This window comes from Halorubrum sp. Ea1 (genome assembly GCF_002252965.1).
Taxonomy (GTDB): Archaea; Halobacteriota; Halobacteria; order Halobacteriales; family Haloferacaceae; genus Halorubrum.
This window is the reverse complement of record NZ_NHPG01000144.1, coordinates 40,482-55,036: the sequence shown is the minus strand read 5'-3', so window position 1 is coordinate 55,036 and position 14,555 is coordinate 40,482. Positions and strand designations below refer to the sequence as shown.

Below are 14,555 nucleotides of genomic sequence, written 5' to 3'. Positions count from 1 at the left end.
GTCGCCGGCGCCGGCGACGGCAACTCCGCCCGCCACGGCAACTCCGCCCGCAACGCCGACGTCGCTCGGGGCGGCGTCGTCCGACGCCGTGGGTCCCGGACTGCGGTCGGCGAACGGCACCGTTGAGCTCGTGGTGCGCTTCGGAGACGACGCCGGGACCGGAGCGCGCCGCGCCGCCGACGGCGGCCGGATCGGGACTGACGAGCTCAAGACGAACGCCGCGACCGCGCAGGGAAGCTTCGAACGGTTCGCAGAGCGGAAGCCCGGCGTCACGGTCGAGCGGAGCTTCTGGCTCGCGAACGCGATGCTCGTCACGGCCGACACCGAGAGCGTCGCGGTCGAGCGCCTCCTCGACGTGCGCGGCGTCGAGCGCGTTCACGAGAATTTCCGGATGGAACTCGACTCGGCGGCGACCGCGGACGGCGGAGCCGGAGCCGGCGCCCTCGATTCTCCCGCGGGCCCCACGGCCGGTACCGTCTCTGCCAGTTCGACGGCGACGAACGCGACGTACGGCGTCGAGATGGTACGTGCCCCCGAGGTCTGGGAGACGTTCGGAACCCGTGGCGAGGGCGCGACCGTTGCCGTGATCGACACGGGAATTGACCCGAACCACCCGGACCTGACAGTGAGCGGGTGGGCGGAGTACGACACGGACGGGAATCTCGTGAGTGACAACGTCAGCGACGCGTCAGATGGTAACGGTCACGGTACCCACGTCGCCGGAACGGTCGCCGGTGGTAACGAGAGCGGGACGGCGATCGGCGTGGCGCCGGCGGCGACGCTCCACGGTGTCAAAGTGTTCGACGACGACGGCGGAAACGCGACGTTCACACGGGTCGTTGCCGGCATGGAACACGCGTCAGAGGACCCCGAAGTCGACGTTTTGCAAATGAGTCTGGGTGCAGACGGGTACGCCGCCGACATGATCGAGCCGGTCCGAAACGCGCGGGACGCCGGGAAGGTCGTCGTCGCATCGTCCGGGAATCGCAACTTAGAGCCGTCGAGCTCTCCGGGTAACATATACGACACCCTCGGCGTCGGGGCTGTCGACTCCGACCGCGAGGTCCCTTCCTTTTCGGGCGGCGAAAACGTATCTACCGACAGTGCGTGGGGAAACGATGCTCCGTCTGACTGGCCCGATCAGTACGTCGTCCCGGACGTCTCTGCTCCGGGCGTGTCGGTGAACTCGACAGCAGCGGGCGGTGGATACCGAAATCTCACGGGCACCTCGATGGCTGCACCTCACGTCTCCGGCGTCGCGGCGCTGATGATCTCGGCGACGTCGCGGAACGTCACCGACGAGGAGCTCTCCGACACGCTTCGAGACACCGCGAATCACCCGGACGGCGCGACGGCTCCCGACACGCGATACGGCGCGGGGATCGTCGACGGGTACGCGGCCGTCTCGTCGGTCACGGAGAACCGGTCGACGCTCGCGGTGAGCGAGTTCGACGCGCCGACTGAGGTCGCACCCGGAGAGACACTGGAACCGACGGCGACGGTCGAAAACACCGGCTCGGACCCCGGAGTCGGTACCGTCGAGTATCGGTTCGACGGCGCCGTCGGCGACGAGGCGAACGTCTCGCTCGCTCCGGGCGAGAGCGCGACCGTCTCGTTTACGTACGTCGTCCCGAGCGACACGCCGACGAACGCGACCGACGAGCACGGCGTCTACACGAGAGACTCGAACCGGACCGCGGCGGTCGACGTCCTCGACCCGCCCTCCTACGAGGTGTCGGCCCTCCGCGCGCCCGCGTTCATCGAGCGAAACGGGAGCCTCGACGCGACGGCGACCGTGACGAACGTCGGCGGGCTCGGCGGCGAGAACCGCACCGTCGAACTCCGGCTGACCGACCCCGCGAACGCGAGCGACGTGCGGGTGCTCGACGCCGCGAACGTCTCGATCGGAGCCGGGAACGCCACGGCGGTCGCGCTGAACGGGACCGTCCCGAGCGGTTTCGCGACGGGCGAGACGACGGTCGCGGTGGCGTCGTCCGAGGACGCGGCCGACGCGACCGTCGGCGTCGCCGACGCGGTCGGCACCGTGAACGGCACCGTCACCGACGCGGAGACGGACGCGACGCTCCCCGGGATATCGGTGGTCGTCAACGACGGGAGCGCGGCGATCGGTGAGACGACGACCGACGCGGACGGAACGTACGCAATGAGCGCGCCGGCGACCGGTCTGAACGTCACCGCGGGCAACGCGACGTACGCGCCGGCGAATCGGACGGTGACTCTGAACGAGTCCGGAGACGCGGCGGTCGCGGACTTCGCTTTGACGCTCCGCAACGGCACGCTTTCGGGCGACGTGAACGCGACGGACGGACTCGACCGTCCCGCCACTGCGACCGTGACCGTCACCGACGCGGAGACGGACGCAACCGTCGCCTCGCTCGACGTCGGCGAGGGCGGCACCTACGCCGTCGACCTCCGCCCGAACGCCTACGACGTCGCCGTCGACGCGCCGGACTTCGAGCCGATGACGCGGACGTCTATCCGCGTCAGGCCGAACGCGACGACGGACCCGTCCCTCGCGCTCGATCCGAAGCCAGCGTCGCTGATCGGAACGGTGACGAACGCGAGCGACGGCGGGCCCGTCGCGGGGGCGACGGCAACCGCGGACGGGAGAGCGGCCACGGCCGACTCGAACGGCAGCTATTCGCTCGCGGTGGCGCGCGGCGAGCGGACCGTGACCGTCTCCGCGGACGGCTACGCGGACGTGACGGAGACGGCGACGCTCGCCGCGAACGAGACCCGAGAGGTAAACGCCTCGCTGGCTCCCCGAGGCGTGTTCACCCTCACCGGGTTGTCGGGGCCCGCCGAGATCGAACGGGGATCGAGCGGTGAGTTCGATGTCGCCGTGCTGAACGAGGGGCGCGCCGCCGACGACGCCGCCGTGAGCGTCGCCGTCGACCCGAGCGGGTCGGTGAGCCCGAACTCGGTCTCGATCGCCGGAGTCGCGGTCGACGATACCGGTTCTGGGACGTTCACCGTCTCGACCGCGTCGAGCGCGTCGACGGGGACGTACGAGGTCACCGCCTCGACGGCCGACGACTCTCGAACGGCCTCTTTCGAGGTGGTACACAGCGAGGACGGCGGAAGCGACGGAGGGAGTGACGGCGGCACGTCCGGCGGCGGCGGATCCGGCGGGGGCGGTGGCGGGACCGGGGATTCCACCGGCGGTGACGGGGCCACGGCGCCGGACGACGGAGAGGCGGGAGACTCCCTGAATGAAACGACGGAAGCCACCAACGAAACGAACGACCTGACCGACGAACCGACGGAACCCACCAACGAAACGACGGAACTGACCAACGAGACGGATCCCCCCGCGAACGAGACGGGGTCCCCGACCGAGGAGCGTGAGCCCGTTGACGGCGAGTCGGCGGGCGACGGCGACGGCGGATCAGACGCGAGCGACGGGTCGACCGAGTCCGGCGGTGACGACGAGGCGGGGACCGACGAGCCCGGCGCGCCGGACGACACCTCGGACGACGAGGCACCCGGATTCGGGCCGATCGCCGGGGTGATCGCGCTCCTCGCGGCGACCCTGCTCGGAAGGCTACGCGCCGGGAACGCCTGATACCGACGCCCGGAACACCGTTATCGGCCGGGCATCACGAGACGTCGCGAAAAACCGCCGGAACCGCAGAGCGTCGCCGAACGCCTTATCTGCTCACAGTTCGCCGAGCTTGCGGAGCAGCTGGCCGCGGTACTCCTCGTCGGCGTTGACGCCCTTGATCTCCAAGACGTTGCGCTCCAGCTTGTCGAGCGCCACGTGGAAGGCGTGCTCGGCGCCGTACCCCTCGCCGGAGCCGCCGACCTGGCCCTCGTTGGTCCGGAGGCGGATCTGACACTGGATCAGGGGCGTGCCGCGGAGCTTCTCCTTGTGGGCGTGGAGCCGGACGTGCGCGTGGATGACGTGCATCGCGGCGTACTTGTCGGCGACCTGCTCGATCGACTCGACGATGTGCCCGCGGGTGGTCGTGTCCAGCAGGTCGACGTTCGTGATCTGCACGTCCATCGAGTCCTGCTCGGTGAACGTGAGCGCCCGGAGCACGTCAGTCTTCGTCACCATCCCGGCGACCGTGTCGGCGCCGTCCGGCGTGACGACGAGCCCGGAGACCCTGTTGTCGAACATCCGCTCGACGACCGCCTGGGCGGTCTCGTCGGCGGTCGCGGTGACGACGGGGCTCGACATGATGTCGTAGACGGGGATGTCGAGCATGCGGTCGATGTCGCCGGCGCGGTCGCCGCTGCCCTGTCGCTCCTGGTCGCGGACGACGAACTCGACGATGTCGTTGGTGGTGACGACGCCGACCAGTTGGCCGTCCTCGTCGAGGGCGGGGAGCCGGGAGATCCCGTTCTCGCGGAGGCGGTTGATCGCGCGGCCGACGCTGTCCTTCTCGTTGATCCCGATGACGTCCTCGGTGGCGACCTGCGCGACGGTGATCGCGTCGAGGCTGTCGAGGACGGCCTCGAGGATCTGGTCGACCGTGACGATCCCGTAGAGCTTCTCCCCCTCGTAGACGGGCGCGATCTTCACGTCCCCCTCGACGAGGAGGCGGGCCGTCTCCCGCACGTCCTCGTGGCGGTCGACGGAGGGCGCGGGCTTCATGACGGCCGACACCTTCGTGTCGTCCTCCATGCGCGAGCGCATGAGCTGCTTCTCGCCGACCACGCCGGCGTACTCGCCGTCGTCGGTGACGACGATCCCCTTCGGGTTCTCGCGCTCGAAGATGGACCGGACCTTGGCGAGTCGCGTGTCGACGTCGACCTCGACGTATTCCGGCACCGCGATATCAACGATATTCATGTGCAAGTCGGGGATTCGTCGCGCCGGGTATTGAAAGTGCGGGAGGCGTGTTCGACGGTGAGATCGCTCCCGCCTCGGTGGTGTCAATTCGCATTCATTTCCGTTCGAACGGCGAGGGAAAATATCGGCGGTCCACGGCGACCGGAACCGGTGAAAGCTTTTTGACGGCTACCCTCCGAGGGTGAGCCGTGTACGACGCCGTCGTCCTCGATAAGGACGGGGTGCTCGTCGGACGGACCCCGTTCAACACGCTCCGTGAGGCCGCCTGGGACGCGTTCGTGAGCCTCGGCGTCGAGGATCCCGACCTGGCCCACGTCGACGACGTCGCCGTCGGCGTCGACCCCGCGACGCTCACCGACATCTGCGAGCGCTACGGGATGGAGCCGGCGGAGTTCTGGCGCGTCCGCGACGAGACGGCCTCGAACGCCCAGATCGACGCGGTCCGAGCGGGGCGGAAGACGCCGTACGAGGACGTCGACGCGCTCCGCTACCTCGACGCCCCGCTCGGCGTGGTCTCCTCGAACCAGCAGGCGACCGTCGACGCCGTCCTCGACCACTTCGGTCTCGCCGGGCGGTTCGAGGTCGCGTACGGGCGCGAGCCGTCGATCGCCAGCCTCTCGCGGAAGAAGCCCTCGCCGTACTACCTCGAACGCGCTCTGGAGGACCTGGGCGCCGAGACGGCGCTGTTCGTCGGCGACAACGAGTCGGACGTGCGCGCCGCCGACAACGCCGGCATCGACTCCGCGTTCGTCCGGCGTCCGCACCGCCGCTCCGCGGAGCTCTCCTGCCAGCCGACGTACGAGATCGACGACCTCCACGACCTGGTGAGCATCTGCGGGCGGTCGCCGGTGGACGCGGCCGCGAGCGATCGGTTTTAGCCGCCCGCGGCGCGGTCGAGAGTACCCACCCGTGACGCGGTCGAGGGGGTTCGTTCCTCGGACCGCAACCACCATTCAGACCGCGACCGAGATGCCGCCCGTGTCCTCGCCCTCCACGAGTCCGGACGCCGACGCCCGCCGCTCGGCCGTCCGGCCGATCGCGAAGCGGTACCGCCGCGCCGAGCGCGCCGTCAGCTGGCTCGTCGCCCTGTCGGTCGCCGGGGCGTTCCTCGCCGCGTTCGCGCTCGCCGATCTGCTTCCCGCGCTGGCGGTGGGCGCGGTTCTCCTCGTCGCGGTTCGGGCTCCGTTCCTGCGTCGGCGCGGGACGACGAGGCTCCTGACCGACGCGTCCCCGGAAGCGGTGACCGAGGCGTTCGCGTCGGCGACGCCGCCGGTCCTCGCGTTCCAGTGGGCCGTCGCCGACGAGGTTCGCCCGACCTCGGACGGGGCGGGCGGGGCGTACGAGCACTCGTCGCTCGTCGGGCTCCGGACCTACTCGCTGGAGATAGCGACGGAGACGGAGGCGCACCCGGACGGGAATGCGACCGACGCGGACCCCGCTGACCCCGCGAGCGACGACGGCGTCGCTCCGGTCGCGCGCGTCCGGATCGAGGGGACCCTCGACGGGGCGCCGTGGGGCGCGTACGCGGTCTCGATCCGGGACGCGGCCGACGGGGCCCCGGGCGAGACGGTTGTCGACGTCGAGCTGCTCTCCCGGCGGCGGTTCGGGCTCCGCAGCGTTCCGCAGGCGCTGGTCGCGGACGCGTACTACGCCGACGCGGTCGCGGCGCAGGGGTACGCGGTCGCCGACCGCGACGTGTCGTTCGCGGTGTCTCGGTAGGACCGACCGGACGGCGGAGGCGTCACGCGAGGAGCTCGCTCTTCGGCGCGTCGACGACGGTCCGAGAGACCGCCTCGTCGTCCTCGACGCCCCGGAGGTCGACTCCGCGGAGGCGGAGCGCGACCGCGGCGTCGGCCCGCTCCGCGTCGTCGCGGGGTCGGACCGTCTCGGTCTCGCGCTCGCCGTCGCCGTCCTCGCTCCGGTGGACGATAGCGAGTTCGCCGTCGTCGAAGGCGACGTGTTCGACGTCTCGGTAAGAAACGGTCGTCGTCCGTTCGCGGGCCACCGACGCGGCGACGCCGCCGACCGCGGTGAGCAGACCGAGCAGGCCGATCGCCGTCTGCGCGGTCCCGCCGCCCGCGAGGAGCCACTCGGCCGCCGCGGGAACGATCGCCGCGAGAGCCGCGATCCCGCTCCAACCGCCGTCGCGGAGGGCCGACGGGAGGCGCCCGGAGACGAGTGCGCTTCCGGCCGCAGCGACGCTTCGAGCCACGCCGCGGCGGATCCGGAGCTCGCCGGGAGCGACGCGGACGGACCCGCGGGCCGTGGCGAACGACCACGTGCGCGAGCGGCTCATTGACCGCACCGCCTCGACCGTCGGTCGAGAGGGAGAGCGCCGTCGGTTCGGGAGCTCCGTTCGCGGCGAGAGGTCGGAGGCCCCGCCGCTGGGCGGGGACGCAGTGGGACCGTTCGCATGGAGGGATACCGTTCACTGCGCCGGCGAGGCACTTATAACACGGAGCCGCGCCGGGTCGGCGTCGGTCGCTCCCGACCCGAATCGGCGCCGATCGCTTCCGACCCGAACCGGCGCCGATCGCTCCCGACCCGAACCGGCGCCGGTCGCTCCTGGCCCGAACTGGCTCCGGTCGTCTCTGCCTCGAATCGGTCGTCGAGCGCGGGAAGCCGGACGCTTTTTGACTCGGTCGGCCCTCGCAGCGTCATGGACCTCCCGCCCGTCGGTCTCGGTACGATGGGGATCGACGACCCGGACGCGGTTGCGACGGCGCTCTCGGTCGGCTACCGCCACCTCGACACCGCGCGGATCTACGACAACGAGGCGGCCGTCGGCGAGGGACTCGCCGCGAGCGAGGTCGCCCGAGACGAGGTGACCGTCGCCACGAAGCTGTGGATCGACGATCTCGCCCCCGACGAGGTCGGCCCGGCCGCCCGCGAGAGCGCCGACCGGCTCGGCGTCGAGGCGATCGACCTGCTGTACGTCCACCGACCCCGAGGAGCCTACGATCCCGAGGCGACGCTGCCCGCGCTCGATCGGCTGGTCGACGAGGGGCTCGTGCGGAACGTCGGCGTCTCGAACTTCGAGCCGGCCCAGTTGGACCGCGCTCTCGACGTCCTCGACGCGCCGCTGGCGGCCCACCAGACCGAGCTCCACCCGCTGTTCTACCGGCCGGAACTCCTCTCGCACGCCCGCGAACACGGCTACGACGTGGTCGCCTACTCGCCGCTGACCGGCGGTCGGGTGCGCGAGGTCGACGCCGTCCGTTCGGTCGCGGCGGCGCACGACGCCGCGCCCGAGGCGGTCGCGATCGCGTGGGCGACCGCGAAGGAGCCGGTCGCCGCGATCCCGAAGGCGTCGAGCGAGGCCCACCTGCGCGCGAACCTCGCGGCCGCCGACCTCGACCTCGCTCCCGATGAGGTCGCCGCGATCGACGCGGTCGAGCGCGAGGAAGAGCTGTTCCCGGAGTAGCGTCAGCCCAATCGATCCATCTTTGTGTATAATATGCCCCGAGAGAACACCGAGATCGGCACGATCCCGTGTCACTTTTGTACCGCCTCGCTCTCGATCTGAACATGACCGAGAGCGCGAACGGCGCGGGCGGCGACGCACCCGGCGACGACGACCCGGACGCGACGACGATCATCGACGGGGAGTCCGTCGCGGCCGACGTGCGCGCCGACGTGGCCGCGCACGTCGAGACGCTGGCGGACGCCGGCGTGACGCCCGGGCTCGCCACCGTTCTGATGAGCGACGACCCCGCGAGCGAGACGTACGTCTCGATGAAACAGCGCGACTGCGAGGAGGTGGGCATCGAGAGCGTCCACGTCGAGATCGACGCCGACGCGCCCGCCGACGAGCTGTACGAGACCATCGACGACCTCAACGACCGCGACGACGTCCACGGCATCCTGGTCCAGCTACCCGTCCCGGACCACGTCGACAAGCGGAGCGTCCTCCGGCGGATCGCCCCCGAGAAGGACGTGGACGGCTTCCACCCGGAGAACGTCGGGCGGCTCGTCGCCGGCGACGCCCGGTTTAAACCCTGTACGCCACACGGCGTCCAGAAGCTCCTCGCGGCGTACGACGTGGAGACCGAGGGCGCGGACGCGGTCGTCGTCGGCCGGTCGGACATCGTCGGGAAGCCGATGGCGAACCTCCTGATCCAGAAGAGCCCGGTCGGGAACGCGACCACGACGGTCTGTCACTCGCGGACCGAGGACCTGGAGGGGAAGCTCGCGGCCGCCGACATCGTGATCGCGGCCGCCGGGATGCCCGAGTTCGTCGACGGCTCGATGCTCAAGCCCGGTGCGACCGTGATCGACGTCGGGATAAATCGGGTCGAGGCGGAGACGGAGAAGGGGTACGAGCTCGTCGGCGACGTGGACTACGAGTCGGCGACGGAGGTCGCGGGCGCGATCACGCCGGTCCCCGGCGGCGTCGGGCCGATGACGCGGGCGATGCTCCTTCACAACACGGTGAAGGCGGCGGGGATCCAGTCCGACGTCGCGATCGACCTCGATTAGGCGGAACGGCGACGGACGCGCTCAGTCCCGCCGAAACGTCCCGGTCGTCGCACGACGCGGTCGTCGCTCGTCGGGGCGTCCGCCTACGTCTCGGGTCGCCATCGCCCCCCGATCTCGTCGCGGGGATAGTCCTGGTACGTGCCGTTCAGAAACGTGGTGACGCGCCCGTCCTCCTCGCTGAGCGTGACTCCCCAGAGGACGTCGTCGCGGAGCGACGTCTCCAGGGCGCTCATGTGTTTGGTCCCCATCCAGTCGGGGAACTCGAGGTCCTCGACGTCCTCGACCTCGCCCCGGTAGGGGTTCCGGACGCGCACCATCTGTTGCTGAATGGTGCCGTCGCCGGTCACGATGACGGCGCCGTCTCGGCTGAACGCCACGTCCCGGGCGACCTTCGTGAACACGTCGCGCGACTCGGTGACGACGCGGCAGCGGTCGACCGGCCACTCGTTGTCGCCGAGGGGGTCCGTGTAGTCGGCGAAGTTCACCTCCGCGACGATGAGGATGTAGAGACTGGGACCGCTCACGTACTGTTCGCCCCACTTCTCGAACTCCAAACTCAGCGACTCGGCGGTGTACCTGATGTGATCCATCAGGCTCTGGCTCGTCGCGTACTTCTCGAGCACCTCGTCAAGCGCGTTCATGTGGTGTGTGTACACACGTCTCAAACCATGTTAAACCCTCTCAGGGGTTCGGCGCTCGCGCCGCCGACCGCCCAGTCGCCGTCGGCCGCTCAGTCCTCGTCCCCGGCGGCCGCGCGGTTCCGAATCTCGATGCGGCCCTCGATCTCGGGGTCGATCCCGTGCTCGCGGGCGTAGGCGGCGAGCACCTCGTACTGGATGTCGGCCTCGTCGATCCGGTGTCGCTGCCCGAGCGTCGGGAACTCGTGTTCGGAGTGGAGAAGGTACTCCGAGACGGCGACGGTGTAGCGACGCTCCGGGTCGATCGGCTCGCCGCCGACGGTCGCCTCCAGGACGAGCTCGGCGTCGGCGTCCCAGACGACCTCGGCGTTCGAGACGTGTCCGTGCCACCAGTCGTCCTCGCCGAAATCGACGTCGGGCGCGGCCATCTCGCGGAACACGTCGTGCAGCTCCGCGCCGGTGACCGAGGCGAGCGCCACGGGCTCCTCGAACGGGATCAGGCTGATGAGGTCGGCCTTCGTCACCTCGCCCGCCCACGGGTCGCCCTGCCGGAGCCCGCCGGCGTTCGAGAGCCCCACGTCGGCGTCGTGGGCCCAGCGGAACGCGTCGGCGACGAAGTTGCCGACGCGGCACTCGCCGCCGTGGACCACCTCGCCCGTGCGCTCAATCGGCCGGTCGACGACGTCGAAGGCCTCCGAGAGGTCGGCCGCGGCCATCCGCTCCGCGAGGGCATCTTCGAGGCCCGGCGCCGGATCGGCGCCGTCGGGCTCGTGGAGCGTCGCGGTCGGGACGGGAGTTCCGGCGTCGTTCGCCGCGGCGTCGCCCGACCCGTCGGCCATCGCGTCGCTCGGAGCGCGTCCGCCGAACTCCACCTCGGCCACCGTCTCGCCGTTGACGCCGGGGCGGACGATCCGGGTACCGGCGACGACGTCGTTCCGGCGGCTGTGGACGTGGCCGCCGAGGATCGCGTCCACGTCCAGCGCCCGCGCGAGGTCGTCGTCGCCCGCGCCGAGATGGGAGAGGACCACGGCGTGATCGGGCGCGTCGGCGTCGGTCCCGCTCGCCCCCTCGGCGACCGCGGCCCGCATCTCGGCGAGGGCGTCGCGCGCGGCGGCGACCGGGTCGTCGAATGAGAGCTCGGCGGCCATCGGGTTCAGCGAGTCGGTGGCGGGGTCGGTGACGCCGACGAACCCGACCGCCGCTCCGTCGACCTCGCGGACCGCCCACGGGACGACGCCCTCGTCGCGGCCGAACGGCTCGCCCGCCTCGTCGCGGACGTTCGCGGAGACGAACGTCGCCGGCGCGTCGGCGACGAGCCCGCGGAGCGCGTCCGGGCCGTAGTCGAACTCGTGGTTGCCGAACGTGTCGAGCTGAGTGCCCGTGGCCCGGTAGAAGTCGAGGACTTGCCGCCCGCTCGCGACCAGCGACAGGACGCCCGGCGCGGTCGTGTCGCCGGTGGCGACGACCGCGGCGTCGGGGCCCGAGAGCGCCCGGATCCGGCCGGCGAGGCGAGCCGCCCGCTCGGGGGCGTCGAAGACGTTCTCGATGTCGGAGTAGTGAACGAGACGGACCATGCGATGTCAGACGGGAGGGGCGAGCGACGCTTAAAAAACGCGGAGTCCGGCGCGGGCGGCGCTCCGGGTTCGGCACGGCCGACTCCCGACTCCGGGGAGCCGATTCCCGCCCCGTGACTCCCGCTCGCACACGCGAGGGACATTGAAAGCGCTTTTATGGACGTCCGGACTACGTCGGGTCACAGCCTCTGTGGGGTTGATGATGTGCCGTTCCGTTAGGGACCGACCACGGGACGGACACGCGAGCCCGCACGGAGGATAGGTGAACAACATATGCCCGTTTACGTAGACTACGAAACCCCAGCCGACCTCGCCGAGCGATCGCTCGAGGCGCTCGAGGTCGCTCGAGACACAGGCACCGTGAAGAAAGGAACCAACGAGACCACCAAGGCCGTTGAGCGCGGCAACGCCGACCTCGTCATCGTCGCGGAGGACGTCTCCCCCGAGGAGATCGTCATGCACCTCCCCGAGCTCGCCGACGAGAAGGGGATCCCGGTCGTCTTCGTCGACACCCAGGACGACGTCGGTCACGCCGCGGGCCTCGAGGTCGGATCGGCCGCCGCCGCCGTCGTGGACGCCGGCGACGCCGACGACGACGTCGAGGACATCGCCGAGAAGGTCGCGGAGCTCCGATAACCACCCATGAGCGCAGAAGAGGGTATCGACGACTCGACCACCGCCGAGGTGATCGAGGTCGTCGGCAAGACCGGGATGCACGGCGAGGCCATGCAGGTCAAATGCCGCATCCAGGAGGGATCGAACCAGGGCCGGATCATCACCCGGAACGTCCTGGGCCCCGTCCGCATGGGCGACGTGCTCCAGCTCCGGGAGACCCAGCGCGACGCCGACTCCATCGGAGGCCGATAACCAATGGTCGAGACACGCACCTGCGACTACACCGGCGAGGAGATCGAGCCCGGCACGGGCACGATGTACGTCAAGAAGGACGGACAGATCCTCCACTTCGTCGACTCGAAGGCGGAGAAGAACTACTTCCTCGGCCGCGAGGCGCGCGACCTCGAGTGGACCGAGGAAGGGCGCGACCACGGTGGCGAGTAGATGAGCCACCACGACGAGCGCACCTTCGTGATGGTGAAGCCCGACGGCGTCCAGCGCGGTCTCATCGGCGAGATCGTCTCCCGCTTCGAGGAGCGTGGCCTGAAGCTCGTCGGCGGCAAGTTCATGCGCATCGACGAGGCGCTCGCCCACGAGCACTACGGCGAGCACGAGGACAAGCCGTTCTTCGACGGTCTCGTCGAGTTCATCACCTCCGGCCCCGTCTTCGCGATGGTGTGGGAGGGAGCCGACGCGACCCGACAGGTCCGCGCGATGGTCGGCGAGACCGATCCCGCCGAGTCCGCCCCGGGCACGATCCGCGGCGACTTCGGGCTCGACCTCGGCCACAACGTGATCCACGCGTCGGACCACGAGGACGAGGGCGCGAACGAGCGCGAGATCGACCTGTTCTTCGACGAGGACGAGCTCGTCGACTACGGCCTCGACACCGCCGCGTGGGTGTACGAGGACGAATCGCACTAACGGCGCACGAAGCCCGGCTTTCCGCTTTTCGACGCCTCCGAGGAACCGCGAGCGGTCGCTCCGTCGACACACCGCGTTTCCGGTGAACAATCGTCAACGTTCCCGCGGAGTCGTGCGGTTCTCTCGCCGCTGACGGTTATAAACTCTCGCGGCGAGCTCCCAGTCGAAGTCGGAGGGCGAACGGCCGCTCAGTCGTCGAGCGCCACGACGCGCCCGTCATCGGTGACGACGAGCACCTCGTCGGTCCCGTCGCCGGTCGCGTCGGCGAACAGCGGTCCCGCGTACACCACGGCCCCGCCCACGTCGCCCTGCGCGATCGCCTCGCCGTTGGCGTTCAACACGAGCACCTCTCCCCCGCGGTTCACCGCGACCGGCCCGGGCTCGCCGGTTCCGCGGACGTCGGCGACGCCGGGGGCGTTCACCCGGGTCTCGCCGCCGTACTGCTGTTTCCAGGCGACCTCGCCGTCGCGGAGGTCGACCGCCCAGACGCTGCCGGCGCCGCCGACGTAGATCCGGCCGGGGCCGGCGTCACCGACCGTGACGGGGAGGTCTTGGAGCCCGACCTCGAACCGCCCGGAGCCGTCGGCGAGGTCGACCGTCTGGAGGTTCCCGCTCGTTCCGCCGAGCGCGAGCACCGGCCCGTCCGGCGCGTCGACCGCGGTCCACGTCAGCGGCGTGACGGCCGGCGTCGCGGTCCAGCGCTCGTCGCCGCTCGCGTCGAGCAGGCGGATCGTCGCCCCGTCGTCTCCGACCGTCGCGACGGCGACGCCTCGGGGCGCCTCGCCGCCGTCCTCTGTCTCGAAGTCGGCGATCAGCGGGCGGCGGTCGATCCCCCCGTCGACCGTCGTCTCGAAGACGGGGTCGCCGTCGGCGTCGACGGTCACGACGGCGCCGTCGGTCGCGGCCGCGGCGACCTCGGCGTCGCCGTCGGCGTCGACGTCGCCGACCGCGGGCCGGGTCGCGCCCGAGCCGCCGACGTCGACGGCGAACCGGGTCGAGCCGTCCGTCGCGTCGAGGACGACGAGCGAGCCCGACTCCGTCGTGAACGCGACGACCGAGTCGCCGCCGAGCGTGTCGGAGACGAGGCCGCTGATGCCGGGCGGGCCGCCGCCGGTCCCCGAGCCTGCGCCGCCGCCGGAGTCGTCGTCCTCACCGGAGTCGTCGTCCCCGCCGGCGGCGTCCCCCGTCGCGATCGCGGAGAGCGGCGTCCGCCACGCGACGTCGCCGCCGACCGCGGTCGCGCGGACGACTCGCTCCCCGTCTGCGGTCGTCGACTGGACGACGATCGGGTCGCCGTCCATCGTGGCGACGACGGCGCCGCTCCCGTCGTCGCCGCCGACGGGCTCGGTCTCCCACACGACCTCGGCGTCGACCGCACCGTCGTCGATCCCGACGAACGCGAACAGCGCGACGCCGACGCCGGTCGCGCCGCCGGCCAAGAGAATCAGCGTCGCGAACAGAACGCGGCGGTCCATTGCCGACACGTTCGGGCGTCGCGGGCATACG

Annotated in this window: 14 protein-coding genes; 9 read left to right on the top strand and 5 right to left on the bottom strand. The window is 70.9% G+C overall.

Annotated elements, in window-relative coordinates; genetic code table 11:
• Positions 1–133: 133 nt before the first annotated feature.
• A complete protein-coding gene (locus DJ73_RS18375) occupies positions 134–3,586 on the top strand; it encodes a S8 family serine peptidase (protein WP_254921711.1) in 3,453 nt (1,150 codons plus the stop codon).
• 93 nt (positions 3,587–3,679) lie between these two features.
• Here the strand turns inward: DJ73_RS18375 and DJ73_RS18370 are convergent, their stop codons facing one another.
• A complete protein-coding gene (locus DJ73_RS18370; protein WP_094558693.1) occupies positions 3,680–4,819 on the bottom strand; it encodes a CBS domain-containing protein in 1,140 nt (379 codons plus the stop codon).
• Between the two features lie 188 nt (positions 4,820–5,007).
• Between DJ73_RS18370 and DJ73_RS18365 the strand changes: the two genes are divergently transcribed.
• Together DJ73_RS18365 and DJ73_RS18360 are read left to right on the top strand one after the other, a co-directional pair.
• Positions 5,008–5,697 carry an HAD family hydrolase gene (locus DJ73_RS18365; RefSeq protein ID WP_094558692.1) on the top strand — a complete coding sequence of 230 codons (690 nt, stop codon included), beginning with the start codon at positions 5,008–5,010 and terminating at the stop codon, positions 5,695–5,697.
• Between the two features lie 91 nt (positions 5,698–5,788).
• Positions 5,789–6,538, top strand: coding sequence for a hypothetical protein (locus tag DJ73_RS18360; RefSeq protein WP_094527935.1), 750 nt, complete (start codon positions 5,789–5,791; stop codon positions 6,536–6,538).
• A gap of 22 nt (positions 6,539–6,560) precedes the next feature.
• Here the strand turns inward: DJ73_RS18360 and DJ73_RS18355 are convergent, their stop codons facing one another.
• Entirely contained in the window at positions 6,561–7,115 is a 555-nt protein-coding gene (locus DJ73_RS18355) for a hypothetical protein (protein ID WP_094524822.1), read from the bottom strand.
• A gap of 363 nt (positions 7,116–7,478) precedes the next feature.
• Between DJ73_RS18355 and DJ73_RS18345 the strand changes: the two genes are divergently transcribed.
• A complete protein-coding gene (locus tag DJ73_RS18345; RefSeq protein ID WP_094558691.1) occupies positions 7,479–8,243 on the top strand; it encodes an aldo/keto reductase in 765 nt (254 codons plus the stop codon).
• 104 nt (positions 8,244–8,347) lie between these two features.
• Positions 8,348–9,298, top strand: a complete 951-nt coding sequence (locus DJ73_RS18340) for a tetrahydrofolate dehydrogenase/cyclohydrolase catalytic domain-containing protein (protein WP_094524824.1) — start codon at positions 8,348–8,350, stop codon at positions 9,296–9,298.
• An 83-nt stretch (positions 9,299–9,381) separates the two neighbouring features.
• Here DJ73_RS18340 and DJ73_RS18335 read toward each other — a convergent pair whose 3' ends face one another.
• Both DJ73_RS18335 and DJ73_RS18330 read right to left on the bottom strand, forming a co-directional pair.
• Positions 9,382–9,939 (bottom strand): diadenylate cyclase, encoded by a 558-nt coding sequence (locus DJ73_RS18335; RefSeq protein ID WP_094524825.1) that lies wholly within the window; start codon positions 9,937–9,939, stop codon positions 9,382–9,384.
• Between the two features lie 89 nt (positions 9,940–10,028).
• Positions 10,029–11,510: a bifunctional UDP-sugar hydrolase/5'-nucleotidase gene (locus DJ73_RS18330; protein WP_094558690.1), complete on the bottom strand. Its 1,482-nt coding sequence runs from the start codon at positions 11,508–11,510 to the stop codon at positions 10,029–10,031.
• Between the two features lie 273 nt (positions 11,511–11,783).
• On the opposite strand from DJ73_RS18330, the gene rpl7ae reads away from it, so the two are divergent.
• Genes rpl7ae through ndk form a run of 4 tightly spaced genes read left to right on the top strand, consistent with a single transcriptional unit; the run spans position 11,784 to position 13,049 of the window.
• Positions 11,784–12,146 (top strand): 50S ribosomal protein L7Ae, encoded by a 363-nt coding sequence (gene rpl7ae / locus DJ73_RS18325; RefSeq protein WP_094524827.1) that lies wholly within the window; start codon positions 11,784–11,786, stop codon positions 12,144–12,146.
• Positions 12,147–12,152: 6 nt separating this feature from the next.
• Positions 12,153–12,377, top strand: a complete 225-nt coding sequence (locus DJ73_RS18320) for a 30S ribosomal protein S28e (protein WP_094524828.1) — start codon at positions 12,153–12,155, stop codon at positions 12,375–12,377.
• Between the two features lie 3 nt (positions 12,378–12,380).
• Complete coding sequence (locus tag DJ73_RS18315) at positions 12,381–12,569, top strand: 50S ribosomal protein L24e (protein WP_092565766.1); 189 nt, start codon at positions 12,381–12,383, stop codon at positions 12,567–12,569.
• Complete coding sequence (gene ndk / locus DJ73_RS18310; RefSeq protein ID WP_094558689.1) at positions 12,570–13,049, top strand: nucleoside-diphosphate kinase; 480 nt, start codon at positions 12,570–12,572, stop codon at positions 13,047–13,049.
• 188 nt (positions 13,050–13,237) lie between these two features.
• On the opposite strand, the gene DJ73_RS18305 is transcribed toward ndk, so the two are convergent.
• Complete coding sequence (locus DJ73_RS18305; protein WP_094558688.1) at positions 13,238–14,524, bottom strand: PQQ-binding-like beta-propeller repeat protein; 1,287 nt, start codon at positions 14,522–14,524, stop codon at positions 13,238–13,240.
• Positions 14,525–14,555 lie beyond the last annotated feature (31 nt).